The 25,851-nt window shown below is 63.2% G+C and carries 25 protein-coding genes; 18 read left to right on the forward strand and 7 right to left on the reverse strand.

Going from position 1 to position 25,851, the window contains the following annotated elements:
• Window position 1: 1 nt before the first annotated feature.
• The 5 genes from yidD (at window position 2) to G9X64_RS27680 (ending at window position 4,428) form a co-directional block, all read left to right on the forward strand.
• On the forward strand, window positions 2-406 hold the full coding sequence (yidD, locus tag G9X64_RS27660; protein WP_168311347.1) for a membrane protein insertion efficiency factor YidD: 405 nt from the start codon (window positions 2-4) through the stop codon (window positions 404-406).
• The gene (locus tag G9X64_RS27665) at window positions 403-831 is read left to right on the forward strand and encodes a DUF2267 domain-containing protein (protein WP_205920234.1); all 429 of its coding nucleotides are present in this window, start codon (window positions 403-405) and stop codon (window positions 829-831) included. The genes yidD and G9X64_RS27665 overlap by 4 nt, the downstream gene beginning before the upstream one ends.
• Window positions 828-1,355 (forward strand): DUF1697 domain-containing protein, encoded by a 528-nt coding sequence (locus G9X64_RS27670; protein ID WP_168311345.1) that lies wholly within the window; start codon window positions 828-830, stop codon window positions 1,353-1,355. Before G9X64_RS27665 ends, G9X64_RS27670 begins: the two co-directional genes overlap by 4 nt.
• Before the next feature lie 123 nt (window positions 1,356-1,478).
• On the forward strand, window positions 1,479-3,464 hold the full coding sequence (thrS, locus tag G9X64_RS27675; RefSeq protein WP_171377762.1) for a threonine--tRNA ligase: 1,986 nt from the start codon (window positions 1,479-1,481) through the stop codon (window positions 3,462-3,464).
• Window positions 3,465-3,570: 106 nt separating this feature from the next.
• Window positions 3,571-4,428, forward strand: a complete 858-nt coding sequence (locus tag G9X64_RS27680) for a lysophospholipid acyltransferase family protein (RefSeq protein WP_171377763.1) — start codon at window positions 3,571-3,573, stop codon at window positions 4,426-4,428.
• Window positions 4,429-4,431: 3 nt separating this feature from the next.
• On the opposite strand, the gene G9X64_RS27685 is transcribed toward G9X64_RS27680, so the two are convergent.
• Entirely contained in the window at window positions 4,432-5,529 is a 1,098-nt protein-coding gene (locus G9X64_RS27685) for an RgsD C-terminal domain-containing protein (protein WP_171377764.1), read from the reverse strand.
• A gap of 113 nt (window positions 5,530-5,642) precedes the next feature.
• Here G9X64_RS27685 and G9X64_RS27690 point away from each other — a divergent pair, with 113 nt between their 5' ends.
• The 3 genes from G9X64_RS27690 (at window position 5,643) to G9X64_RS27700 (ending at window position 8,088) form a co-directional block, all read left to right on the forward strand.
• On the forward strand, window positions 5,643-6,227 hold the full coding sequence (locus tag G9X64_RS27690) for a nitroreductase family protein (RefSeq protein WP_168316995.1): 585 nt from the start codon (window positions 5,643-5,645) through the stop codon (window positions 6,225-6,227).
• Window positions 6,227-6,838 (forward strand): flavin reductase family protein, encoded by a 612-nt coding sequence (locus tag G9X64_RS27695; protein ID WP_168316994.1) that lies wholly within the window; start codon window positions 6,227-6,229, stop codon window positions 6,836-6,838. The genes G9X64_RS27690 and G9X64_RS27695 overlap by 1 nt, the downstream gene beginning before the upstream one ends.
• Window positions 6,839-6,945: 107 nt before the next feature.
• Window positions 6,946-8,088 (forward strand): DUF2336 domain-containing protein, encoded by a 1,143-nt coding sequence (locus G9X64_RS27700; RefSeq protein WP_171377808.1) that lies wholly within the window; start codon window positions 6,946-6,948, stop codon window positions 8,086-8,088.
• On the opposite strand, the gene G9X64_RS27705 is transcribed toward G9X64_RS27700, so the two are convergent.
• Window positions 8,085-8,477 (reverse strand): hypothetical protein, encoded by a 393-nt coding sequence (locus tag G9X64_RS27705; protein WP_171377765.1) that lies wholly within the window; start codon window positions 8,475-8,477, stop codon window positions 8,085-8,087. The two genes, G9X64_RS27700 and G9X64_RS27705, sit on opposite strands and share 4 nt — an antisense overlap.
• A gap of 128 nt (window positions 8,478-8,605) precedes the next feature.
• Here G9X64_RS27705 and G9X64_RS27710 point away from each other — a divergent pair, with 128 nt between their 5' ends.
• The gene (locus G9X64_RS27710; protein ID WP_171377766.1) at window positions 8,606-9,064 is read left to right on the forward strand and encodes a GNAT family N-acetyltransferase; all 459 of its coding nucleotides are present in this window, start codon (window positions 8,606-8,608) and stop codon (window positions 9,062-9,064) included.
• A gap of 19 nt (window positions 9,065-9,083) precedes the next feature.
• On the opposite strand, the gene G9X64_RS27715 is transcribed toward G9X64_RS27710, so the two are convergent.
• The 3 genes from G9X64_RS27715 to parE form a co-directional block, all read right to left on the reverse strand.
• Window positions 9,084-10,301, reverse strand: coding sequence for an AI-2E family transporter (locus G9X64_RS27715; protein WP_171377767.1), 1,218 nt, complete (start codon window positions 10,299-10,301; stop codon window positions 9,084-9,086).
• 115 nt (window positions 10,302-10,416) lie between these two features.
• Window positions 10,417-11,556 carry an esterase-like activity of phytase family protein gene (locus tag G9X64_RS27720; RefSeq protein ID WP_171377768.1) on the reverse strand — a complete coding sequence of 380 codons (1,140 nt, stop codon included), beginning with the start codon at window positions 11,554-11,556 and terminating at the stop codon, window positions 10,417-10,419.
• 156 nt (window positions 11,557-11,712) lie between these two features.
• Complete coding sequence (parE, locus tag G9X64_RS27725; RefSeq protein ID WP_171377769.1) at window positions 11,713-13,815, reverse strand: DNA topoisomerase IV subunit B; 2,103 nt, start codon at window positions 13,813-13,815, stop codon at window positions 11,713-11,715.
• Window positions 13,816-14,034: 219 nt separating this feature from the next.
• On the opposite strand from parE, the gene G9X64_RS27730 reads away from it, so the two are divergent.
• Complete coding sequence (locus G9X64_RS27730; RefSeq protein WP_171377770.1) at window positions 14,035-14,934, forward strand: alpha/beta hydrolase family protein; 900 nt, start codon at window positions 14,035-14,037, stop codon at window positions 14,932-14,934.
• 23 nt (window positions 14,935-14,957) lie between these two features.
• Here G9X64_RS27730 and G9X64_RS27735 read toward each other — a convergent pair whose 3' ends face one another.
• Window positions 14,958-15,209, reverse strand: coding sequence for a hypothetical protein (locus tag G9X64_RS27735; protein ID WP_171377637.1), 252 nt, complete (start codon window positions 15,207-15,209; stop codon window positions 14,958-14,960).
• Here G9X64_RS27735 and tpiA point away from each other — a divergent pair.
• From tpiA to G9X64_RS27755, 4 genes are all read left to right on the forward strand, one after another.
• The gene (tpiA, locus tag G9X64_RS27740) at window positions 15,157-15,927 is read left to right on the forward strand and encodes a triose-phosphate isomerase (RefSeq protein WP_171377771.1); all 771 of its coding nucleotides are present in this window, start codon (window positions 15,157-15,159) and stop codon (window positions 15,925-15,927) included. The genes G9X64_RS27735 and tpiA overlap by 53 nt on opposite strands.
• A 131-nt stretch (window positions 15,928-16,058) precedes the next feature.
• Window positions 16,059-16,589: a preprotein translocase subunit SecG gene (secG, locus tag G9X64_RS27745; protein WP_171377772.1), complete on the forward strand. Its 531-nt coding sequence runs from the start codon at window positions 16,059-16,061 to the stop codon at window positions 16,587-16,589.
• Window positions 16,590-16,732: 143 nt separating this feature from the next.
• Window positions 16,733-18,361 carry a CTP synthase gene (pyrG, locus tag G9X64_RS27750; RefSeq protein WP_003539844.1) on the forward strand — a complete coding sequence of 543 codons (1,629 nt, stop codon included), beginning with the start codon at window positions 16,733-16,735 and terminating at the stop codon, window positions 18,359-18,361.
• 73 nt (window positions 18,362-18,434) lie between these two features.
• The gene (locus G9X64_RS27755) at window positions 18,435-18,905 is read left to right on the forward strand and encodes an SRPBCC family protein (protein WP_168311333.1); all 471 of its coding nucleotides are present in this window, start codon (window positions 18,435-18,437) and stop codon (window positions 18,903-18,905) included.
• 38 nt (window positions 18,906-18,943) lie between these two features.
• Here the strand turns inward: G9X64_RS27755 and G9X64_RS27760 are convergent, their stop codons facing one another.
• Entirely contained in the window at window positions 18,944-20,032 is a 1,089-nt protein-coding gene (locus G9X64_RS27760; RefSeq protein WP_171377773.1) for a citrate synthase/methylcitrate synthase, read from the reverse strand.
• An 83-nt stretch (window positions 20,033-20,115) separates the two neighbouring features.
• Between G9X64_RS27760 and G9X64_RS27765 the strand changes: the two genes are divergently transcribed.
• The 4 genes from G9X64_RS27765 (at window position 20,116) to G9X64_RS27780 (ending at window position 25,836) form a co-directional block, all read left to right on the forward strand.
• Complete coding sequence (locus G9X64_RS27765; protein WP_171377774.1) at window positions 20,116-21,261, forward strand: citrate synthase; 1,146 nt, start codon at window positions 20,116-20,118, stop codon at window positions 21,259-21,261.
• Window positions 21,262-21,400: 139 nt separating this feature from the next.
• The gene (locus tag G9X64_RS27770) at window positions 21,401-21,919 is read left to right on the forward strand and encodes a FecR domain-containing protein (protein ID WP_168311330.1); all 519 of its coding nucleotides are present in this window, start codon (window positions 21,401-21,403) and stop codon (window positions 21,917-21,919) included.
• A gap of 5 nt (window positions 21,920-21,924) precedes the next feature.
• Entirely contained in the window at window positions 21,925-23,781 is a 1,857-nt protein-coding gene (locus tag G9X64_RS27775) for a CHASE2 domain-containing protein (protein ID WP_171377775.1), read from the forward strand.
• A 99-nt stretch (window positions 23,782-23,880) separates the two neighbouring features.
• Complete coding sequence (locus G9X64_RS27780; RefSeq protein WP_171377776.1) at window positions 23,881-25,836, forward strand: DEAD/DEAH box helicase; 1,956 nt, start codon at window positions 23,881-23,883, stop codon at window positions 25,834-25,836.
• The last annotated feature ends 15 nt before the right edge of the window (window positions 25,837-25,851 follow it).

A 25,851-nucleotide genomic window follows, 5' to 3' on the forward strand; every position in this document is an offset into this window, starting at 1 on the left:
CATGTGCGAGTTATGTGTTCGGCAGGCTGATGATGAGGACGACGGTGGCGCCGCCGGACCAGTAAAACCGCGCGAAAAGGCCGCACGCACGTCCCGCAACTATACCGGTCCGTTCCCCAAGACGCCCGACCGCCTGCTCGGCATGGGGCTGATCCGCCTCTACCAGCTGACGCTTTCCGGCTTTGTCGGCAATTCCTGCCGCCATATCCCGACCTGCTCGGAATATGGCTACGAGTCGATCGCCCGCCACGGCCTTTGGGCCGGCGGCTGGATGACGCTGTTTCGCGTCGGCCGCTGCGGCCCGGGCGGCACCAGCGGCCTCGACCAGGTGCCGGAGATGCTCGGTGACGGCTTCCGCTGGTGGACCCCTTGGCGTTATCTCGCCCTCGGACGCAAGAGAGGCTGACGGCCATGACGATGCCCGGCGAATACAGGCGTGCATCGGAGGACTTCGACGGTTATCTCGATGATGTGAGAGCCGATACGCTGATCGACAGCCGAAACGTGGTCTACACGATGACCCAAGGGGTCTTTCAGACGTTCCGCCGCCGCCTCGATGTCGCAGACGCGCTCCGGTTTGCCGATGTGCTGCCGCCTGTGCTGCGCGCGATCTTTGTCGCCGACTGGAATCCCGACGAGGCCAAACGGTCTTTCGTGGATCGTGTGGCGATGACGCGGGAGGTGCAGTCACTGCGCGGTGACCATAATTTTGCCCCCGACACCGTCATCCGAGACGTGGCGATGGCCGTTCGCAAACATGTCGACGCCGCCGCATTCGACAGAGTGCTGAGGACCTTGCCCGGTGGAGCGGAGGAGTTCTGGCAGCCATGAGCACCTTCATCGCCCTTCTGCACAGCATTGTGCTGACGCCCGACCGCCGCGTCATCATGCAGGATTTGCGCGCACTTGCCAAAGAACTCGGTTATCGCGAGCCGCGCACGCTGGTTTCCACAGGCAATCTTGTCTTCGAGGCCGACGAGATGCGGCCGCACGAAGTCGAGACCCAGCTGGAAGAGGGTTTTGAAGAAAAGTTCGGCAAACATGTCGATATCATCGTGCGCAGCGACTGCACCTGGATGGCGCTTTGCAGCACCAATCCCTTCAAGGACGGCAATGGCGACCAGGTCATCGTCCGGGTGATGCGTCTGCCGGTCGATCCCAAGAAGGTGGAGGCACTGAAACCGCTGATGACGGAGGGACAGCGCATCGCCGTCGTCGGCGGCGATCTCTGGATCGATTTCGCCGGCAAGCCAAGCCAATCCAAGCTGCTTTCGGCGCTGACGACCAAGCGGCTCGGCGTCGGTACGATGCGCAACTGGAACACCGTGCGCGGGCTGACTGAAATGATTATATAACCCCGCTTTTTCTTTACTCAGACAGCAAATCTGGCTATCAGGCGGCTGCGCATTCAGCTCCGCGGAGGCGCGTTCGTGTCAACCACCCGCATTCGTTGGCGGGACTGGACAAGGAGAATTTCGATGTCCCAAGCTATTTCCCTGACATTTCCCGATGGTTCCGTGCGCGGCTATGATGCCGGCGCAACCGGCCGGGATGTGGCCGAATCCATTTCCAAGTCGCTTGCCAAGAAGGCGGTCGCCGTTGCGATCGACGGTACCGTGCGCGACCTTTCCGATCCCGTGACGACCGGCAGGATCGAGATCATCACCCGCAATGACGACCGCGCGCTGGAACTCATCCGCCATGACGCGGCGCATGTCATGGCCGAAGCAGTGCAGGAGCTCTGGCCCGGCACCCAGGTGACGATCGGCCCGGTCATCGAAAACGGCTTCTATTACGACTTCGCCAAGAACGAGCCCTTCACACTCGACGATCTGCCGAAAATCGAAAAGAAGATGAAGGAGATCATCGCCCGCAACGCCGCCTTCACCAAGCAGGTCTGGTCGCGCGAGAAGGCGAAACAGGTCTTCGCCGACAAGGGCGAGCAGTACAAGGTCGAACTCGTCGATGCGATCCCGGAAGGGCAGGATCTCAAGATCTATTACCAGGGCGATTGGTTCGACTTGTGCCGCGGTCCGCACATGGCCTCGACCGGCCACATCGGCAGCGCCTTCAAGCTCTTGAAGGTGGCTGGCGCCTATTGGCGCGGCGACAGCAACAATCCGATGCTGAGCCGCATCTACGGCACGGCCTTCGCCGAGCAGTCGGAACTCGACAACTACCTGCATATGCTTGCCGAAGCCGAAAAGCGCGATCACCGCCGCCTCGGCCGCGAGATGGATCTCTTCCACTTCCAGGAAGAAGGTCCTGGTGTCGTCTTCTGGCACGGCAAGGGCTGGCGCGTATTCCAGACGCTGGTTGCCTATATGCGCCGCCGGCTTGCCGACGACTATCAGGAAGTCAATGCGCCGCAGGTGCTCGACAAGTCGCTGTGGGAAACCTCCGGTCACTGGGGCTGGTATCGCGACAACATGTTCAAGGTGACGGTTGCCGGCGACGACACCGATGACGACCGCGTCTTCGCGCTGAAGCCGATGAACTGCCCGGGCCATATCCAGATCTTCAAGCACGGGCTGAAATCCTACCGCGAGCTGCCGATCCGGCTGGCCGAATTCGGCAATGTCCACCGCTATGAGCCGTCGGGCGCGCTGCACGGGCTGATGCGCGTGCGCGGCTTCACGCAGGACGACGCGCATATCTTCTGCACCGACGAGCAGATGGCCGCCGAATGCCTGAAGATCAACGAGCTGATCCTTTCGGTCTACAAGGATTTCGGCTTCGACGAAGTCACCATCAAGCTCTCGACCCGGCCGGACAAGCGCGTCGGTTCGGACGAGCTCTGGGACCGCGCCGAAAGCGTGATGATGGGCGTGCTGGAGACGATCCAGCAGCAGTCCAACAATATCAAGACCGGCATCGTGCCGGGCGAGGGCGCCTTCTACGGTCCGAAGTTCGAATATACGCTGAAGGATGCGATCGGCCGCGAATGGCAGTGCGGGACGACGCAGGTCGACTTCAACCTGCCGGAACGCTTCGGCGCCTTCTATATCGACAGCAACTCGGAAAAGACGCAGCCGGTGATGATCCACCGCGCCATCTGCGGCTCGATGGAGCGTTTCCTCGGCATCCTGATCGAGAACTTCGCCGGCCATATGCCGCTCTGGGTATCGCCGCTGCAGGTGGTGGTCGCAACGATCACCTCGGAAGCCGACGCCTACGGGCTTGAGGTGGCCGAGGCGCTGCGCGAGGCCGGCCTCAACGTCGAGACCGACTTCCGCAACGAGAAGATCAACTACAAGATCCGCGAGCATTCGGTCACCAAGGTTCCTGTCATAATCGTCTGCGGCAGGAAGGAAGCCGAGGAGCGCACGGTCAATATCCGCCGCCTCGGCAGCCAGGACCAGGTTTCGATGGGGCTCGACGCCGCCGTCGAGAGCCTTACCCTCGAAGCGACACCGCCCGACATTCGTCGCAAGGCCGAAGCAAAAAAAGCCAAGGCGGCCTGAACAAATGGCCGGTATCCGACAGCGCCGAACCCGGCGCTGTCGGAAATCTGATATGTAACTGCAATATTGTCGCCACGAACGGGGAGCGGGTCATCCCGAGGCCGGAGTGCGCTTCAAAGAATTATCCTATGCCAATGATCGCGATCCACGCCTGAAGCGCTGGCTGATCCGCTCGATCGAAGGGCTTTCGGGCCGCGACCGCTATGTCAGGCTCTACGACATATGGCGCAGCGACATCATCGGCAAGAGCGACCGCGTGTTCGCCAGGACGCTCGGTCTTATCGACGTGTCGGTCGACGTCAAAGGCAGTTGGCCGCTCGAACCCGTTCCCGCCGAGCCCATCGTCATCGTCGCCAACCACCCCTTCGGCATCGGCGACGGCATCGCCGTGCTGGCGCTTGCCGAACAGCTCGGCCGTCCCTTCAAGGTGCTGATCCATAACGACCTTCTGAAGATGCCGGAGATGGCGCCCTATTCGCTGCCGATCTCCTTTGCGGCGACCAAGGCAGCGATGGCGATGAACATGAAGAGCCGGCATGAGGCGGTGCGGCTGCTCGGGGAAGGCACCACCATCATCGTCTTTCCCGCAGGCGGCGTTGCAACCGCCAAGAGGGGCTTCGGCCGCGCCGAGGATCTACCGTGGAAGATGTTTCCGGCAAAACTCATCCAGGCGACGCATGCCAGCGTGCTGCCGATCTATTTCGAAGGCCAGAACGGGCGGCTGTTTCATCTGGCAAGCCGGGTGTCGATGACGCTGCGCCTGTCGCTGCTGATCGGAGAGTTCCGCCGGCTGTCCGGCAGCACGATCACGGCGCATGTCGGCGAGGTGCTGACCTGGCAGGCGCTGAGCAGCGGCGGCGACCGCAAGGGTCTGCTTGCCCGTCTCTATGAGGCCGTGTTCTCGATGGCGCCGCCGAAGCGCGCCTTCCAAAGGTATCGGTTGAGCCGAAACCGCGCGCGGTAAAAGTCAATCGAGGCTGGTGTCGTCGCCGCCCTGCGGCACGAGTTGTTCATAGGAGGGCAGCGGCTCCACCGGAGCCGGCTGGACGCCTGGCGGTGGTGGCGTGCCGACCGGTACTTGCTGCACCGTGCGGGCCGCGCTGACCGGCGGCTGCGGCTGCTGGTCCTTCATCAGAACCTCGACATCGGTGTTCCTGCCGGCGACGACTGTGAAATCGCGTTGGTAGATCTTGTCCTTGTTGCGGGCGACGGCGGAATATCCGCCTTCGGCGAGAACCATGGTCGGGAAGGCGCTGACACTTTCGCCGACGCTGTCGCCGGCCGCCGTCAGGATCGACCATGCCGTATCGGCGATCGCCTCGCCACCGGCATCAGAGACCAGCTTGAAGGTGATCTGCGCGGCGCGATGCTGGATCGTCGCCTCTGTCAGCTTGCCGGCCTCGACTTGGATGTCGGCGCGGATCACGGCGTTGACGCTGCCATATTCGGAAACGATGTGATAGGTGCCGGCATTGAGACGGACGACGGTATTCGGCGAGACATCGGCCACGACGAGGCCGCGCTCGCCGTCGTCGCGCACTTCCGAGGAATAGATCGAGAAGCTCAACTGGTCGGGGCGAATGCGGGCGTCGGCGCCGGAGACGGCATTGAGCAGCAGGCCGCCGGCATCGAGCACCATCACCTGCTTGTCGACCTCGCCTTCAGCGGGCACGGTCAATTTCTTGGTGACCCCGGCGCGGCCGAAGGAGACGTTGACAAAATAATCGCCGGGGGCGAGCTGGAAGGCGGCAGGCCCGCCCTTGGCGCTGGCGATCAGCGGCAGCTTGCCATCGGTTCCGGCGATCGGGCTGAAGACGTACCAAGAAAGACCCTCCTCAACCGGCGTGCCGTCAGCTGTCAGCTTGGCTTCCATTGGGACGTCGCGGAGCTTGACCCCTTGGGGCACCGTGCCGGGCGCAATAAAGGCATCGAGCTTCGGCATCTTCGGTGTCGATTCAAGCTGTTTGAATTCCTTGAAGGCATCCTGAGCGCCGGCGCCGAGGGGCATCAATACCATCAGGGCAATGGCAAGGCCGATGCGTGCAAAAGGCAAAATGCCAAACATCTGTTTCGTGAACCGATTGACTTCTGAAATCGCAAAGGTCACTTCAAGACCAACGCGATGGCAAATTCAAGACCCACCCTTTGCAGCAGCATAAAAATGAGAGCTTCTCCCGTATGAAATCCGATATCAAGCTGATCGACTACCTCGCCGTGCGCCGCTCCATCCCCGCTTTCCAAATGTGCGAACCAGGCCCCGAGAAGGCCGAGATCGAGGAGATCCTGCGTCTTGCCTCGCGTGTTCCCGATCACGGCAAGATCGCGCCCTGGCGCTTCATCGTCTATCGCGGAGAGCAGCGCGTGCGTATCGGCGAGGAACTTCTGACGCTGGCACTTCAGACAAAGCCCGACCTTTCCGAAGAGATGATCCAGGTTGAGCGCAGCCGTTTCACCCGTGCGCCCGTGGTCGTCGCCGTCGTCAGCAAGGCGGGGCCGCATATAAAGATCCCGGAATGGGAGCAGCTGATGTCGGCAGGCGCGCTTTGCTTCAACGTCATCCTCGCCGCCAATGCCAATGGGTATGTCGCCAACTGGCTGACGGAGTGGTTCGCCTATGACGAGCGCGCCTATCCGCTGCTCGGCGTCGGGCCTGATGAAAAGGTGGCGGGCTTCATCCATATCGGCTCGACCACATTTCCGGCAATCGAACGGCCGCGGCCAGAGCTTGCCGATACCGTGACCTGGGTCGGCGGAGACGACTGATGTTCTACACCACCGACAGCAACCGGCACGGGCTCGCGCATGATCCGTTCAAGGCGATAGTGTCGCCGCGCCCGATCGGCTGGATCGGCAGCAAGGGCAGGGATGGCTCGATCAATCTGGCGCCGTATTCCTTCTTCAATGCCGTTGCCGACCGGCCGAAGCTGGTGATGTTTTCTTCGGCCGGGCGCAAACACAGCCAGCGTAATGCGGCCGAGACCGGCGTCTTCACCTGCAATTTCGTCAGCCGCGATCTCGCCGAGAAGATGAACCTCTCCTCGGCGGTGCTGCCCTATGGCCACAGCGAATTCGACTTCGCCGGCCTGACGCCGAAGCCGGCCGAACTAATCGACGCGCCCTATGTCGGCGAGGCTTTCGCGGTGCTCGAATGCAAGGTTACCGAGATCATCGAGCCGAAGACGCTTTCGGGCGAACCGTCCGAAAATGTCCTTGTCTTCGGCGAAGTGGTCGGCATCCGCATCGACGAAGCAATTGTCAGGGACGGCCGCCTCGACATGTCGATCGCGCGACCTGTCGCCCGTATGGGCTACATGGATTACAGCGAAGGCAGCGATGTTTTCGAGATGATCCGGCCGAAGCCGCAGCAACGCTGAGCCGAACGGCAATGTGCCCAAAGACTTAAGAAACATGGTGAACCAATCTTAAACCTTTTGCCACTACGGTCGCAGCATTGAATGGAGCGCGAGGGAATCGCGTTCAACTGCTGGGGCGTCGCGTGATCGTAGAAGCTTTCCTTCGTTGGATCGAAACGGCCAAGACCGGTGACCGGGCCCGGGCCGCAAATGCCCTCGGGCGCGCCTATCTGCAGTCCGAAATGTCCGCGGATGAGCGTGCGGCGGCCGAAATGGCGATGGCCTTTCTTCTCGACGATCCGTCGCCGCGCGTGCGGCTTGCGCTGGCCGAGGCAATCGCCTGGTCGCCCGATGCACCGCGCCACCTGATTCTTTCGCTTGCCGAAGACCAGCCCGAGGTCGCCTGCCATGCGGTGACCTGTTCGCCGCTTTTGAGCGACGCCGATCTCGTCGACCTTGCCGCGCGCGGCAACGGCGCCACCCGCATGCTGATCGCGGCCAGGGCGCACGTGACGCGCCCGGTTTCCGCTGCGCTTGCGGAGGTCGGCGACGAGGAAGAACTGCTCTGCCTGCTCGAGAATGACGGCGCGGTGATCTCCAGCCTGTCGTTGAAACGCATCGCCGAACGGCTCGGCGACTGCTGTGATATTCGCAACCTGCTTCTCGACCGCAGCGATCTTCCCGCCGATGCGCGCCAATTGCTGACCCAGCATGTCAGCAACGCGCTGGTCGGCCTGCCGCTGGCACAGGCGGCGATCGGCCTGCAGCGGCTTCAGCGGATCAGCCGCGAGGCAACCGAGGCCGCCATCGTTTCGATCGCAGGCGACATTGCGCCGCGCGAAATACCCGATCTCGTCCAGCATCTGCGCCTCAGCGGCCGGCTGACGCCGTCCTTCCTGATGCATGCGCTCTGCGCCGGCAAGGTCGACTTTTTCGCCGGCGCAATCGTCGATCTGACCGCGTGCAGCGAGCGCCGAGTGCGTTCGATCCTGGCAACCGGGCGTATGCATGCCGTGCGTGCGCTTTATGAGTCTGCCGGTCTGCCGAGGGATATCAGCGTGATCTTCGTCGAGGCGACAATGCTGTGGCGGGACGCCGCCAGAAAAGCGCCGGGCAGCGTGCTCGGCACTATCTGCGGCCGTCTTCTCGAAAAATTCCGCCATCACGACGCGCATGGCGCGATCGGCGAGTTGCTCGACATAGTGGAAAAGCTGCACGTTAACGAGCAGCGACAATCGGCCCGCGTCTACGCGGCGCTTGCGGCGGCTTAATCGGCCAGCCGCTTCACCACCCAGGAATAGCTGGCGGAGACGAAGTGTACGGGTTTGGTCAGTGTGTCCTTGACGTTTCTGCCAGAGGGCAGGTGGGCGCGGACCTGCCCGGCGATGCGCTCAGCAAAACCGGCAATCCTTTCTGCGGGTTGGGGCGCTGCGACAGCGACCTCGGGCGCGGCGGCTGGCAGGGGCGCCGGTTTCGGCGCCTCGCACACCGCGATCACCGAGGGATAGTTGACATTCACATAGGTCTTCAGCCGTCGTTCGGCTTCGGCATCGCAGGCGGCAACGGTTTCCCAGCGTTTATCGACCGTCGCGACATAATTGCACTGGCTGATGGAATCGTCGCAGCCGAGAATGGTCATCGCGATCAGCACCGCTTGCATATTCTGCTTCCTTGATTATTGAGCACGTCATCGTCTTAGAGGGCGCAATTCCAACCGAATGAAGGCAATGACATTAACTCTCCGTCATATCGGGGAAAATTTCGCCCCACGCCGGCAGAGGAGCCAGCATGTCTGTCACCATTACCCTTGAACCGCCCCGCCAGGAGGGCGTCATCCGGCTTCTCGATCTCTCCGATGCCTATGCACAATCGCTCTATCCGGCTGAAAGCAACCATCTGGTCGACCTTTCCGTGCTGGAGAAGCCTTCGGTGAGCTTCCTCGTCGCGCGCAATGGCGATGCGATCGTCGGCTGCTGCGCGCTGGTCGAGGCCGGCGACGGCACGGCTGAGATCAAGCGCATGTTCGTCGATCCCGAGGCGAGGAGGCTGAGGATCGCCAGCGGCCTGATGAATAAGCTCGAAGCAATTGCAGGAGAAAAGCGGCTGACGGCGATCCGGCTCGAAACCGGCATCTACCAGCCCGAGGCGATCGCTCTCTACCGCAAATACGGATATCGGGAAATCGAGCCCTTCGGCAGCTATCTGCCGGACCCGCTCAGCCTGTTCATGGAAAAGGGGCTTGGGTAGCCGGTCTGCGACGCTATGTTCAGCCTTCGGCGACGCGCGGCATGGTTTTCGGCGAACCGGGGACCGGCGGCGGGGCCTGTTCGTCGATGATGATCTGCGGTCCCGTTTCGCTCTTGTCGGCGCTGCGGGCCTCGTGGATCCATTCGCGCCAAATGGCGACGATCAGCGCCATCAGCACCGGGCCGATGAACAGGCCGAGGAAACCCATCGTCTTGACGCCGCCGACGAGGCCGAAGAAGGTCGGTAGGAAGGGCAGTTTGATCGGGCCGCCGACGAGCTTCGGCCGCAGCGTCTTGTCGACGATGAAGAGTTCGACAGTCCCCCAGACGAAGAGACTGATGCCGGCGACATGCGAGCCGCTCGCCAGCAGATAGATGGAGACCAGCGTGAAGGAGAGCGGCGCACCGCCCGGTATCAGCGCCATCACGCCCGTCAGCACGCCGAGCGTCACCGGCGAGGGCACGCCGGCAATCCAGTAGGCAAGGCCGAGCACGATGCCTTCGCCGATCGCGATCAGCGTCATGCCCATGACTGTGGAGCTGATCGTCGCCGGCACGACGCGGGAAATACGTTCCCAGCGGTTGGGCAGGATGCGCTCGCCCAGCATGTCGATCTGCTTGGAGAAGGAGAAACCGTCGCGATAGACGAAGAAAAGCGCGATCAGCATGAAGAGCAGCGTCAGCAGCAGGTGGAAAGCGCCGCCGCCGGCCGCAAGCACGGCACGGTATATGTTGCCGATATTGGCGCCGCTGACCGCCTGGATAACTTCGCCCAGGGCGCCGGGACTGCCGATATATTTTGTCCAGACTTCATCGAGATAGGCGCCGGCCCAAGGCAAGGCGACGATCCAGTCGGGTGTCGGGGCGCCGGCGCGGTTGGCGTGGATTGCCCAGGCGACCCAGGTGCGCACTTCGCCCGTCGTATAGGTCACCGCAAGCCCGATCGGGATGACCAGGAAGGTGATGATCAGGATGATGGCGATGGTCGCGGCGATCGTCGTATTGCCGCCGACGCGGGCAAGAAGCTTGCGGTAGAGCGGCCAGCTGGCAAAGCCGATGACGAGGGCTGCGAGCACCGGCACGAGGAAGCCGTAGAAGAAATAAACGCCGGCAGCGACGACCAGGACCAGCAGCCAGCGCGCCGCCGAAATGGAGGGAATAAGCGGCATGCGCGTCTGCGCCGACGATCCGAGCCATCGCGGTTCATGATTGCTTTTCTGACGGTCGAACACACCCACGCGCGCCTCTTCTTATTCTTGTACTCTGGTTATGAGCCATGATCCCGGCGGTTTCAAGGTCCGTAGCGGGAAAGCGTATACAAAGCGTCGCTATTCGCCCCCAGATCCGAACGCCTTACTGCTGCGGACGGCTGAGAACCTTGAAGGCGTAGAATTGCGTCTTCTGACTGGGCGAGAAATTATTGTCGGAGCCGAGAATGAGGACCTCGGCGCCGTCCTTTGCCTTGCCGAGCGACATCGCCTCGATATTGTCGGGAACGAGGCCGATCGCCCTCAAATCGAGGACCTGGCTCTTGCGGACGGGGACGACCCGCTGGTCGTTTTTCGCCAGCGAAGCGATAGCGGATACATCGGTGGCCTCAGTCAGATCCATCATCATGATCTTGATGTTGTTGCCGAATCCCTGGGCATAGCTGCGTTCGACGGCGAGCAGGCGGTGATCGTCGAGGGCAAGAAACTCGGACATGCCGTTGTCATTGCCGCCGTCGGGTTTGGTGGCGGCCTGCGGGATCGGCGAGACGGGGTAGGCGTACTCGGCCTTCGGCTCGCCGGTGGTGCCGTCATAACGGACGATGCGCGATAGGCTGCCTGACGTCAGTGAGGGGTTCGGGCCATCCTGGTAAAGGGCGGCTTCGACACCGACGAAAACATCGCCGGAGGGCGCGATGGCGAGATCCTCGAAGGCGAGATTGTCACGAATACCGGTCGACTTGTCCGCGGTCGGCGCAAAGCCCTCCGGCAGCTTGAATTCGCGAATGAAGGATCCGTCCGGCGAAGCGACGCGGACGAAGGGCGGAAGCAACGCCTTGCCGTCGCCTTCGCTGCCCCAATAGATGCCGTCCTTGCCGAGGCGGATCGATTCCGGATCGACGGTCCTGGCGGTGAAGGGCTCGCCGTTCTTGTCCTTCAAGGTCACCTGCTTGACGACCGAAACGCCCTTGAGGCCCGACGCGTCGAGATCGACGTCAAGTTCATAGAAGCGGGCCGGGCCTCTTTCCGAGCGGTCGTCGCTGATGGCGATATAGTGGCCGGTGGCGGCATCGAAATCGAGGCCGGAAATGCCGCCGAATTCGACGCCGTTTTCCATATGGCCGGTCGGGATGACGAATTCACCGAGATAGGAGAGCGAAATGCCGGCGGCGCAACCGCCGAAGGGGCAGGCGGTCTCGAAGGTGGCGCCGATATCGGTGGCGCTGAGGGTGACGGTGCTGGACAGGAGAACGAAAGCGGCAGCCGCGAGAAAACGCTTGGTCATGACAAATATCCGGCAAGGGTTGAAAACGGTTCGACCGGCGCAAATGCTCCCTGGGGGAGGCACGCCGACCGCTTCATGCGCCGGTTGTTTGACGGAGTTGTTACGGTTCTTCGTCAGTTCCGTGAAATCGTCGATGCTAAAATGCGTGGCGACGCTTTAAATATCGAGGTTTTCGGCGAAGGCTGCACGATCCTGGATGAAGCGGAAGCGGGCTTCCGGTTTGGTGCCCATCAGATCGTCGACGGCGCTGCGGGTGCCTTCGAAATCCACCTCGTCGATCAGCACCTTGAGCAGGGTGCGCTTGGACGGATCCATGGTGGTTTCCTTGAGCTGGGCGGGCATCATTTCGCCGAGGCCTTTGAAGCGGCTGATCTCGACCTTGGCCTTGCCCTTGAACTCCGTCTGCATCAGCTCGGCGCGATGATTGTCGTCGCGGGCATAGGCGGATTTCGAGCCTTGGGTGATCTTGTAAAGCGGCGGCACGGCGAGGAAGAGATGGCCGCCACGCACCAGCTCCGGCATCTCCTGATAGAAGAAGGTGATGAGCAGCGAGGCGATGTGGGCGCCGTCGACGTCGGCATCGGTCATGACGATGATACGTTCGTAGCGCAGGTCTTCATCGCGGTATTTCGAGCGCGTGCCGCAGCCGAGCGCCTGGATGAGATCGGCGAGCTGCTGGTTGGCGCCGAGTTTTTCGCGTCCGGCGCTGGCGACGTTGAGGATCTTGCCGCGCAGCGGCAGAATTGCCTGATTGGCGCGGTTGCGCGCCTGCTTGGCCGAACCACCAGCCGAATCACCCTCGACGATGAAGAGTTCAGCACCCTCGGCGGTGTTCTGCGAGCAATCGGCGAGCTTGCCGGGCAGGCGCAATTTGCGCACCGCGCTTTTGCGGTTGACTTCCTTTTCCTTACGGCGGCGCAGGCGTTCCTCGGCGCGCTCGATCACCCAGTCGAGCAGCTTGGCCGACTCGTTCGGATTGTCTGCAAGGTAATGGTCGAAAGGATCGCGCAGCGCGTTCTCGACGATGCGCTGGGCCTCGACTGTCGCAAGCTTGTCCTTGGTCTGGCCGACGAATTCCGGCTCGCGGATGAAGACCGACAGCATGCCGACAGCGGAAATCATCACGTCGTCGGTGGTGATCTGCGCGGCACGCTTGTTCTGCGTCAGCTCGGCATAGGCCTTCAGGCCCTTGGTCAGCGCGATGCGAAGGCCGGCCTCATGCGTGCCGCCTTCGGGCGTCGGGATGGTGTTGCAATAGGAATGCACCTGCGGATCGCCGCCATACCAGGTGATCGCCCATTCCATCGAGCCGTGGCCGCTGGTCTTCTCGGTCTTGCCGGCAAAGATCTCGCGGGTGACGGTAAACTCCCTGCCCATCGTCGCCTGGAGATAGTCCTTCAGGCCGCCGGGGAAGTGGAAAACGGCCTTGTCAGGGACCTCGGAACCTTCGGGCAGCACGCCCGCCTCGCAGCTCCAGCGGATTTCGACGCCGCCGAAGAGATAGGCCTTCGAGCGCGCCATGCGGAAGACGCGGGCGGCATCGAACTTCATGTGATCCCCAAAGATCTGGGGGTCGGGATGGAAGCGCACGCGGGTGCCGCGGCGATTGTGGACGTCGCCCAACTCTTCGAGCCCGCCCTGCGGCAGGCCGCGGGAGAAGCGCTGGCGGTAGAGCTTGCGGTTTCGCGCTACCTCGACCTCGAGGTCGTCGGAGAGCGCGTTGACGACCGAAACACCGACGCCGTGCAGGCCGCCGGAGGTCTCGTAGGCCTTGCCGTCGAATTTACCGCCGGCATGCAGCTTGGTCATGATGACTTCGAGCGTCGACTTGCCCGGCACCTGCGGATGGTTCTCGACCGGGATGCCGCGGCCATTGTCGGAGACGGTGAGATAACCCTCGAGGTCGAGATAGACCTCGATGAAATTAGCATGCCCGGCGACCGCCTCGTCCATCGCATTGTCGATGACCTCGGCAAAGAGGTGGTGCAGCGCCTTTTCGTCGGTTCCGCCGATATACATGCCTGGGCGCATGCGCACCGGCTCGAGGCCTTCGAGGACGCGGATCGACGAAGCGCCGTAATCATCGGAGTTCGAGGCGGCGGGCGCCGGGCGTGCGGAGGCTCCGGCAGCAGGAGGTGCTGCCGCTGCGGCGGGCGCAGCCGTCACCGGCGGCCGTTCGGAGGGCACCGCAGGCTTCTGCGCCTCCTCGCGTTTTTCAGAGAGGGGCATTCCGGAAAAGAGGTCGTTGCTATCGTCCATGGAGCCGTTCAGATCTTCATCCTGTCTTGGGTCTGGCTTGGGCGGGCATCCGCCGCCGACCCAAAATCACCGCATTTCATGCCACGTTTGCGAATCAGGCAGATTTTGCCAGAAAGCACCTCTATACGCGACACCGCCGGATTTGGCGCGCTTTTCCCAAATGATTTGCGTTGCCGGGCGCAGAATGGCAAGCGGCGGCAGGCTTCAGGAACCATCCGAATGCGAATGTCCACAAGTCATTGCACCATCATCACCGCAATTGCGGCGTTTTTCTTATCCGCAGCCATCCTGTCCGCTGTTGGCCCGGCAGAGGCGGCCGACGCTTTGCCGCCTTTCAAGGACGATCTGTTTTCCAAGCAGTCCGTGTTGGAGACAGGCGACGGCGGCGCCTTCGAGGTCATCGACTATGACGAGATGCGCGATATCAACGGCCGCGATCAGATCCCGCAAAAGCGGGTGCAGCAGAAATATGTGGCACTCGGCATCCGCAAGGCGCAAGCGGACGAGACGCTGTCCCTCGACGGCATTAAGCTCGATGTCACCAGGGTGGGACCGGCTGGCAGCGCCGCCTTCACGGTGATTTTCATCCATGGCCGCGACGGCGACCGCCGGCTCGGCGCCAACGACTATAGCTTCGGTGGCAATTTCAACCGCCTCAAGAACCTCGTCGCCGGCAATGGCGGCGTCTATTATTCGCCGACGGTCAAAAGCTTCGACAGCAGCGGCGTTGCGGCGATCGCCGGCCTCATCCGCTATGCCAGCGCGCAATCGCCCGGCCGGCCGATCATCCTTTCCTGCGCCTCGATGGGCAGCCAGGTTTGCTGGGGCATTGCGCGCGACAGCGACAGTGTCAAGCGGCTGAAGGGCATGCTGATCATGAGCGGGGTCTCCGATCCGGATTTCATCAAGAGCGCCTTCTACAAGGCAAAGCTGCCGCTGTGGTTTGCCCATGGCAGCCGCGACCCGGTCTATGCCGCCTCCGACCAGCAGGCGCTGTTCGAAAGCCTGCACAAGGCAAAATATCCGGCGCGTTTCACGCTGTTTCAGACCGGCAATCACGGGACACCGATCCGGATGATCGACTGGCGCAGGGTGGTGAACTGGATTCTTGCCGGCTAGCGCATCGGTTGGAAAATCGGAGACTATTTTTTGAAAGCACGATGCATGAATAAAAATGCTACCCTTGCGTGTCTCAAAAGACGCGCGGCGCTGTAGCGGACGATATTCGGCAGAAATATGCGCGGGATCGCAGAGATTCCCCTTACGTCAAGGGCATGATGCTTTTCTTTGCTGCAAGCTTTTGATATTGCCCAAGGCATAAGCAGATTGTGGAAGGCCGGCATGACCCCTGACGTGCGCCCGCTTGTGGCGGGAAATTGGAAAATGAATGGCATGCGTGCCTCCCTGGATCAGATCAAGATGATCGCCGAGGGTGTTCGCCCGCCGCTCTCCGACAAGGTGGAAGCGCTGATCTGCCCGCCGGCGACGCTGCTCTATGTGGCGACGGCGCTGTGCACCGACAGCCCGCTGGCGATCGGCGCTCAGGACTGCCATCAGAACCCATCCGGTGCGCATACCGGCGACATCTCGGCCGAGATGATTGCCGATTGTTTCGGCACCTATGTCATCGTCGGCCATTCCGAGCGGCGCACCGACCATGCCGAAACGGATCATCTGGTGCGCGCCAAGGCGGAGGCCGCCTTCGTCGCAGGGCTGACGGCGATCATCTGCATCGGCGAGACCGCGGATGAGCGCCGGACAGGCCAGGCACTCGACGTCATCAAGCGCCAGCTTTCAGCCTCGGTTCCGGACGGCGCCACCGCTAAGAGCACAGTCATCGCCTACGAGCCGATCTGGGCGATCGGCACCGGCGTGACGCCGACATCAGCTGATGTCGAAAAGGCGCATGCCTTCATGCGCGCAGAGCTTGCGGCCCGCTTCGGTGATGAAGGCCGCAAGATGCGTCTTCTCTACGGCGGCTCCGTCAAGCCGGCCAATGCCCATGAACTGATGGGCGTTGCCAATGTCGACGGCGCGCTGATCGGCGGAGCGAGCTTGAAAGCGGCCGACTTCCTTGCCATCTACCGGGCCTATGAGGCGCTGCTCGCCTGAGACATTTTTTATTCCTGGGTTTATTCCCGGGTTTATTCCGGGCCGAAGGGCTTGGAATAGATGAAAGCCTCATGTAAAGAGCCGCCAGAATTCTTAACTTTGTCCGTCTCCAGGCGGGCAGGACTGGACCCATGCAGACCGTATTGATTGTCATCCATCTCATGATCGTGCTCGCCCTTGTCGGCGTCGTGCTCATCCAGCGCTCGGAAGGCGGCGGCCTCGGCATCGGCGGCGGTTCCGGCTTCATGTCGGCCCGCGGTACGGCCAATGCGCTGACGCGCACGACCGCGATCCTTGCGACCCTGTTTTTCCTGACCTCGCTCGGTCTCGGCATCCTGACGCGTTACGAGGGCCGTCCGAGCGACATTCTCGACCGCATTCCGGCAACAGGCGGCCAGGGCAACGGTATTCTCGATTCGCTCGGCGGCGCGCAGGCTCCGGCAGCCCCGCCGGCCGGCAACGGCGTTCCGAGCAGCGGCGCGGCAGCACCCGCACCGCAGGCTCCCGCCGCTCAAGCTCCGGCAACTGGCACTCCGGCGCCTCAGGCCCCGGCGGCCACCGCGCCTTCAACCACTGCTCCGGCAACGACTGCCCCGGCAACGCCCGCAGCTCCGGCCGCGCCGGCACCGGCTCAGCCCTCCGGCGTCCCGACGGGACAGTAAACCGGTCTTCGACATAAACCGCCGGCAGGCCCTCGGGTCTGCCGGTTTTCTTTTGTTCAGATTCCTGCGCCACGCATCGAAAGTTCTGGAAAAGAATTTTTGGGCTGGTGGAATCGTTTTTGAAAAGGTATCCGGTGACTCCCATGGCGCGATACGTATTCATCACTGGCGGCGTGGTTTCCTCTCTCGGAAAAGGAATTGCGGCCGCGGCTCTCGGAGCGTTGCTGCAGGCCCGTGGATATCGGGTCCGGCTTCGCAAGCTCGACCCCTATCTGAACGTGGACCCGGGCACGATGAGCCCGACCCAGCACGGCGAGGTCTTCGTCACCGACGACGGCGCGGAAACCGATCTCGATCTCGGTCACTACGAACGCTTCACGGGGCGTTCGGCGACCAAGACCGACAACATCACCACCGGCCGCATCTACAAGAACATCATCGACAAGGAACGGCGCGGCGACTATCTCGGCGCGACGGTGCAGGTCATTCCGCACGTGACCAACGAGATCAAGGATTTCGTCATCGAAGGCAATGACGACTACGACTTCGTCATCTGCGAGATCGGCGGCACCGTCGGCGACATCGAGGCGATGCCGTTCATGGAGGCGATCCGCCAGCTCGGAAACGACCTGCCGCGCGGCACCGCCGTCTACGTTCACCTGACGCTGATGCCTTATATTCCGGCGGCCGGCGAGCTCAAGACCAAGCCGACACAGCATTCGGTGAAGGAACTGCAGGCACTCGGCATTCATCCCGATATCTTGCTGGTGCGGGCGGACCGCGAAATTCCGGAAGCCGAACGCCGCAAGCTTTCGTTGTTCTGCAACGTTCGCCCGTCCGCCGTCATCCAGGCGCTCGACGTCGCCAACATCTATGACGTGCCGATCGCCTACCACAAGGAAGGCCTCGACGACGAAGTGCTCGCGGCCTTCGGTATCGAGCCGGCGCCGAAGCCGCGGCTCGACCCGTGGGAAGAGGTCTGCAACCGCATCCGCACGCCGGAGGGCGAGGTGACGATCGCGATCGTCGGCAAATATACCGGCCTCAAGGATGCCTATAAGTCGCTGATCGAGGCGCTGCATCACGGCGGTATCGCCAATCGCGTCAAGGTCAATCTTGAATGGATCGAGTCCGAGGTCTTCGAAAAGGAAGATCCGGCGCCCTATCTCGAAAAGGTGCACGGCATCCTCGTGCCAGGCGGCTTTGGCGAACGCGGTTCGGAAGGCAAGATCCACGCTGCCCGCTTTGCCCGCGAGCGCAAGGTGCCGTATTTCGGCATCTGCTTCGGCATGCAGATGGCGGTCATCGAGGCGGCGCGCAATCTCGCCGACGTGTCCGGTGCCTCCTCGACCGAATTCGGCCCGACGAAAGAGCCGGTGGTCGGCCTGATGACCGAATGGGTCAAGGGCAACGAGTTGCAGAAGCGTACGGCAGCCGGGGATCTCGGTGGCACGATGCGCCTCGGCGCCTACAAGGCGGCGCTGAAGAAGGGCACGAAGATCTCGGATATCTACGGTTCCACCGATATTTCCGAGCGTCACCGCCACCGCTACGAGGTCAATGTCGACTACAAGGACCGGCTCGAAAACTGCGGCCTCGTCTTCTCCGGCATGTCGCCGGACGGCGTGCTGCCGGAGACGATCGAATATCCCGATCATCCCTGGTTCATCGGCGTGCAGTATCACCCGGAACTGAAGAGCCGGCCGCTCGACCCGCATCCGCTGTTTGCCAGCTTCATCGAAGCAGCGACGGAACAGAGCCGTCTCGTCTGACGACTGACAGCACCAGATCGCGTTGTTTCAGGCGCGATCTGGATAACATCCATGTCTGCGCTAACTTGCCGGCATGGCCCCTTCACGCAGCACGACCGTCTCACGCTTCATCGCAGCGCCGCGCGAGCGCATCTACCGCGCCTTCCTCGATGCAGATGCGGTCGCCACCTGGCTTCCGCCCGGTACCATGAAGGGCATCGTCCATGCCTTCGATGGCAGGGAAGGCGGTGCCTTCAGCATGTCGCTCGTCTATCCCGACGAAGAGGCATCGCAACCGGGCAAGACCTCCGACAAGACAGACAGGTTCGAAGGCCGCTTTGCCGAGCTCGTGCCGGATGAACGCATCGTCTGGGCAACGGTCTTCGATTCCGGGGACGAGGGTTTTTCCGGCGAGATGACCGTCAGTACGATGTTATCGCCTGCGGATGGAGGCACCGATGTGACGATGGTCAGTGACAATATTCCGTCCGGGATCCGCCTCGAAGACAATGAGGAAGGGTGCCGCTCGACACTCGACAAGCTGGCCGCTTTTGTCGGCGGCTGAGGATCGGCGGCAGGGTATACTGCCGCCGAATTCAACTTTCACGCAGCCGCCGGCAGCGGCCCGATATAGACCGAGCGCGGCCGGATCAGCCGGCCGTCGAGCGCCTGTTCGCGCGCATGGGCCAGCCAACCGACGGTGCGGCCGATCGCGAAGACGCCGGTGAAGGCCTCGCGGGGAAAACCGAGCGCTTCGAGCAGCAGCGCGGTATAAAATTCGACATTGACGTCGAGCGGCCGGTTCGGCTTGCGTGCCTTCAGGATCGCCAATGCAGCGACCTCCACGGCTTCCGCCAGAGCGCCGCGGGCGCTGTTCACCTGTCCGGTTGATATCAGCGGCTTCAGCGCTCCCTTCAGTGCATCGGCGCGCGGATCGCGGACGCGATAGATGCGGTGGCCGAAGCCCATCAGCCTTTCGCCGCGGTCAAGCGCTTCGCCGAGCCACGAGTAAGCATTCTCCGCCGTTCCGATCGCATCCAGCATGTCGAGCACAGGACCGGGCGCGCCGCCATGCAGCGGCCCTTTCAGCGCGCTCAGTGCCGCGAGTACGGAAGAGGTGAGGCCGGCCTGCGTCGAGGCAATGACGCGTGATGCGAAGGTCGAGGCATTGAGGCCATGGTCCGAAATCGTCACGAGATAGGTGTCGAGTGCCGCTGTCTGCTCCCTGGTCGGCAATTTTCCAGTCAGCATACGCAGGATATCGGCCGCCTGCCGCAGCGAGGCGTTGGGCGCGATCGGTCTTTTGCCGCTTTGCATGCGAAGGATCGCCGGCAGGAAAACTGCGGGCGCAGCGAGAAGGCTGAGAGCGGTATCGAAATCCTCGCCGTCGGGTAGGCGGGCGATCAGCGCCCGCATCGCATCGACCGGAGGCAAAGCGAGCAGGGCGGCATCGGCGGCCCTGATATGGCCGAAAATCCTCGTTCGCGCCTGCGCCAACCAGTCGCGCAATTCCGCTTCGTCGAAGCTTTTTTCCATCAGCCCATCGAGCAATAGGGCGGCGACGCCTTCATAGGTGCCCTCTGCAACCAGGTGATCCAGCGATACGCCGCGGATGATCAGACGTCCCGCTTCGCCATCGACATCCGAAAGCTGCGTTTCGGCAGCAATGACATCTTCCAAGCCGTTTTTCATGTTGTTTCTCCTTTACGACAAAGATGATCCGACCTAGTTTCATTGACGTCAATCTTGATGCAATTGATCAATGTGAGGTTCCGATGTCGTGGCTGACTGCCGAGGAGGCGCTGCGGGCGCTGAAGACCAAGCCGCAGACGCTCTACGCCAATGTCAGCCGCGGACGCATCCGCGCCAAGCCCGATCCCGCCGACCCGCGCCGCAGCCTCTACCAGGCCGCTGACGTCCAGCGGCTTGCCGAGCGCCATGCCGGCCGCCGCAAGACCGAAACGGTCGCCGCCGAGGCGATCCGCTGGGGCGATCCGGTTCTTCCGTCGGCAGTCTCCACCATCATCGGCGGACGGCTTTTCTATCGCGGAAAGGATGCTGCCGGTTTTGCTGAAGTCGCGACGCTGGAGCAGACGGCGGCACTGCTCTGGAACGGCGCGGAGCCACTCTCTTGCAGCAGCGGGACCGGACATGCCTCTCCGTCGCTTCAGGCGGCATTCCTGGCGCTGGCAGGGCCGGTGACATCGGATCTGCCGTCGCTCGGCCGCTCGCAGGCAGCACTTCGGCGTGAAGCAAGCGGGGTTCTCTACACAGTCGCCGATGCGCTGGCGCCTGGGCCTTCCGACCGGCCGCTGCATCTCAGGCTTGCGGCAAGCTGGCAGCGGCCGGAGGCTGCCGATTGCCTGCGCCGTGCGCTGGTGCTGCTTGCCGATCACGAACTCAACGCCTCGACCTTTGCAGCGCGGGTCACGGCATCGGCGGGTGCAGCCCTTTCGGCCGCCGTGCTGTCCGGTCTGGCGACGCTGACAGGGCCGTTGCATGGTGCCGCCTGGCAAGGCGTCGACGCCTTGATCGAGACCGCTTCTGCGCTTGGGGCGGAGCAGGCGATCCGCCGCACGCTCGCCCAGGGCAATCGCCTGTCGGCCTTCGGCCATCCGCTCTATCCCGACAGCGATGTCAGGGCCTTAGCGCTGCTGTCGCACTTCCCCCTGCCGCCGCAGTTTGCCGCGGTTCGGGAAACCGGCGAGCAGATGGTCGGCGAAAGGGTCAACGTCGACTTCGCGCTTGCCGCGATGGCCGCCGCCTTCGATCTCCCAAGGGAGGCGCCAATCATCATTTTCTCGCTTGCCCGTTCAGTCGGTTGGCTTGCCCATGCGATGGAACAGATCGACAGTGGCGAATTGATCCGGCCGCGGGCGCGTTATACCGGACCGGCGCCCGAAACGGATAGTAGAACGTAAGAATTCCGCCGCCGATTGCGTCAGTTTGCTTTTTTTGCCTAGGGAAATATTTGAATTCGGCTATCATCCCTCATATGGAAGAAGACGGTTGGCGGGCGCTTTCGAAAAGAACTGTTCCGCACGGTCAAGGGGACTTTCCATGAATACGACGCTTCGCAGCATACTTGCCGCCGCACTTGCTGCCGGCCTCATTCCGTATGGGGCGGCCTTTGCGCAGTCTGCCGGCTGCACGGTATCGCGTGATGCCGGCGCCCGCCAGGTGCTCAGTTGTCCCGGCGGCGTGACGGTGACGGCAGAGGCCGGCGCTGCCTACAGCCTCGTCGACCGCAACCGTGACGGCAGCCCCGATTCGGCATCGCTGCGCCGCAAGGCCATTCTTGTCGATGTCGATAACACCCAGCACGCCGGTGGTTTTCAGGTCGTGACACCGCAGGCGATTGCGGCCGTGCGCGGCACCCAATGGGCCGTCGATGTCGCAGGCGGCCAAACCTCGGTGCTGGTCGTCAGAGGCAGCGTCGCGGTTCGCCGGCCGGCTGGCGAGCCGGTGCTGCTGTCGCCGGGCGAGGGTGTCGACGTTACCGCCGGAACCGGACCCCTCGTCGTGCGTCGCTGGCCGGCGCCGCGCGCCGCTGCTCTTCTTGCCCGTCTCGGCCAATAAGTCCCATGAACCATCGCCTGTTGACTGTGATCGCGCTGCTGCTCGCCGGTCTTTGGGGAGCTGCGCTTGGCTATACCAATCTCCATGCCGGTATCGGCCTTCTCGACCGGATGGAGGCCTCGCTTGCCGATATCCGCAGCCTCATCGTCGGGGCGAAAACACCGCCTCCCGTCGTCTCGATCGTCGCGATCGACGACCGCACCGCTGGGGCGCACGGCTATCCGCTCAATCGGGCGACACTTGCGCGCCTCGTCGATGCCATCACCGCGCTGAAGCCGAAGGCCGTGGCGATCGATATTCTGCTGGTCGATCCGGGGCCGGAGGAGGGCGATGCCGCACTGACCTCAGCCCTTCGCCAGGGGCCAAGCGTGATTGCGGCCGCGGCCACCTTTGCGCAAAGCCGCCAGCGGGTCACCGATGCGGCCGAGGATCCGCTTGCCGCCATCCCGGAGGCAAATCAGCTTCTCTTGCCGCTCCCCCGCTTTGCCGAGGCCGCCGCGGTCGGTATCGTCAACGTCGCAACCGACCAGACCGGCACGCCGCGCTTCATTCCGCTGATTTCGCGTGCCGCAGACCGGCTGGATCCGGCTTTTCCGCTGCGTGCCGCGTCGGTGGCGCTCGGCGTCGATCCCACCATCGAACGCGACGCTATCATGCTCGGAAAGCTGCGTATTCCCACAGATATCGGCCAGCGCCTGCCGGTGACCTTCTATGGCGGGCACGGCAGTATCGCCACCTTCAGCGCCGCCGATGCGCTGGATGGCAAGCTGTCGGCGGATGCGGTGGCAGGCCGCATCGTCGTCATCGGTTCGACTGTCACCGGCGGCGGCGACGTCTTCCCGACCCCGTTCGATCCCGTCATGCCCGGCGTCGAGGTGATGTCGACGGCGATCACCCATCTCGTTACCGGCGACGGCATGGTGCGCGACCGCAGGATGCGGCTGATCGATGCCGCCACTGCCATCGGACTGCCGATCGTGCTCGTGTCGCTGGTCGCCTGGCGCCGGAGTGCGGCAGGCTATGTCATCATCGTGCTGACGCTGATCGTCTGGGCGATGCTCAATCTGTCGGCCTTCGCACATGGCTATTGGCTGAGTGCGGCGCTGCCGATCGCCGCGGCGCTGCCGCCGGCGTTGGCGTTCGGCGCGGCCGAACTCTGGCTCGACCGCGGCCGCGCCCGTCATTACGCCGAACAGAGCGCACTCCTGCAGCGCATTGAGGCGCCTGGGCTCGGCGAGTGGCTGGCGCGCGATCCGAATTTCCTCGCCGCTCCGGTGCGCCAGAACGCCGCCGTCATCTTCATCGATCTCTCGGGTTTCACCGGCCTCAGCGAAAATGCGGGGCCGGTGGCGGTGAGCGAGATGCTGAGCGGCTTCTTCGAACTGGTCGACGAGGAGGCCCGCGCCCATGGCGGCGCCATCACCAGCTTCATGGGCGACGGGGCGATGATTCTGTTCGGCCTGCCGGAGCCCGCCGATGACGATGCCGCCCGGGCCGCCGCCTGCGCGGTCAGTCTGTGCGAGCGCACAAGGGCCTGGCTTCAAGCGCATGCGGGCTTTGCCCAGAAGAAGATCGGCTTCAAGGTCGGCGCCCATTGCGGCCCGATCGTCGCCTCGCGATTGGGCAGCGGCGACCGGCAGCAGATCACGGCGGCGGGCGACACCGTCAATGTCGGCAGCCGCCTGATGGAGGTCGCCGCCCGCCATGGTGTCGAACTGGCGCTGAGCGCCGAAATCGTCCGCGCAGCAGGTCCCGATAGCGTGCTCATGCAGTCCGGCCGTATGGAGGGACCGTTGGAAACGGCGCTGCGCGGCCGTGCAAGCCGCATCGACGTCTGGCTGTGGCGCAGCCGCACGCTTTGACAATCGCCGCGGGAGCGGCTAGGAACGGCGCAAATACCCCGCCGGCTGGCTCCGGCCATGGCGCAGCAACGCGCCTGACAGCTCCGAAAGATCGAACCCATGACAGAATTTAACGGCGTCGTTCCGGCGATCGCCAAGGCGTTGCAGAAGCGCGGTTACGCCGAACTCACCCCGGTGCAGAAGGCGATGCTCGATCCCGCGCTCGCCGCTTCCGACGCGCTGGTCTCGGCCCAGACGGGCTCCGGCAAGACCGTCGCCTTCGGTCTGGCGCTGGCTCCGACGCTGCTTGAGGGCAGGGAGCGGTTTGGCAATGCCGGCGCGCCGCTCGCTCTCGTCATCGCCCCGACGCGCGAGCTTGCCCTGCAGGTGAAGCGCGAGCTCGACTGGCTCTTTGAGATGACCGGCGCGGTGATCGTCAGCTGCGTCGGCGGCATGGACATCCGTAGCGAGCGCCGGTCGCTCGAACGCGGCGCCCATATCGTCGTCGGCACACCCGGCCGGCTTTGCGACCATATCCGCCGCAGGGCGCTCGACATGTCGGAACTGAAGGCTGCCGTGCTCGACGAGGCCGACGAGATGCTCGATCTCGGTTTCCGCGAAGACCTGGAATTCATCCTCGATGCGGCGCCGGACGAACGCCGGACACTGATGTTTTCGGCAACCGTGCCGGCGGCGATCGCCAAGCTTGCCAAGAGCTACCAACGCGATGCCGTGCGCATCAGCACCGCGGCCGAGGAAAAGCAGCATATCGACATCGAATATCGCGCACTCATGGTGGCCCCGAGCGACCGCGAGAATGCGATCATCAACGTGCTGCGCTATTACGAGGCGACCAATGCCATCGTCTTCTGCTCGACGCGTGCTGCCGTCAATCATCTGACGGCGCGGTTCAACAACCGCAATTTTGCCGTGGTGGCGCTGTCCGGCGAGCTGACCCAGAACGAACGCAGCCATGCGCTGCAGGCGATGCGCGACGGGCGTGCCCGCGTCTGCATCGCGACCGACGTCGCCGCCCGCGGCATCGACCTGCCGGGCCTTGATCTCGTCATCCATGCCGACCTGCCGACCAATCCGGAAACGCTGCTGCATCGCAGCGGCCGCACCGGCCGGGCCGGACGCAAGGGCATCAGCGCCATGATCGTGCCGCTGAGTGCACGGCGCAAGGCGGAGCGCCTGCTCGAGAATGCCGGTATTTCGGCTGCCTGGGCGCGGCCGCCCTCGGCCGAGGAAGTGAGCGAGCGCGACGACGAGCGGCTGCTCGCCGATCCAATCTTCAACGAAACGCCGCAGGAGGAAGAGCAGGGGCTGGTACAGCAGCTTCTCGCCAGCCACGGCGCCGAAAAGCTTGCCGCCGCCTTCCTGCGTCTTTACCGCACCAATCATTCGGCGCCGGAGGATCTGATCGAGGTCACCGTGCAGGACGAGCGCAGCCGCAAGCGCCGCGACAATGCCGAGCCCTACGAGCCGGCGCAGAAGGGACCGCGCGAAGATTTCGGCGCCAGCGTCTGGTTTTCCGTCTCGGTCGGACGCAAGCAGAATGCCGAGCCGCGCTGGCTGATCCCGATGCTTTGCCGCAACGGCAATGTGACGAAGCGCGAGATCGGTGCGATCAAGATGCAACCCGAGGAAACTTTTGTGGAGATCGCCGCGGCGAGTGCCGAAAGCTTCCTGGCGGCGATCGGTCCGAACAAGGCGCTCGAACGCGGCATCCGCGTGACCAGGCTTTCCGGCACACCGGATTTCAGCCGGGCGCCTGCGCCGAAGCCCTATGCCGGCAAGCCATCCCGTGACGAGCGGCCGGACGATACGTTCCGCGGCGAGCGGCCGAAGAACAAGTTCGGCAAGGGTCCGGGCGGCGGATACGCCGCAGCCGACAATGCGGGCCAGGAGAGACAGGATAGCAAGCCCTGGAGCAAGAAACCGGGTAAGCCTGGCTTCGATGCCCCGAGATCCGACAAACCGAAATTCGACAAGCCGAAATTCGAAGGCGCCAAATATGACGGAAAAGGCGGCGCCGGGCCGAAGGCCAAGTTTTCGAAGAAGAAGCCCGGCTGATTTTGTCGCTACAGC

It is taken from the genome of Rhizobium sophorae, assembly GCF_013087515.1.
In the GTDB taxonomy this organism is placed as follows: domain Bacteria; phylum Pseudomonadota; class Alphaproteobacteria; order Rhizobiales; family Rhizobiaceae; genus Rhizobium; species Rhizobium sophorae.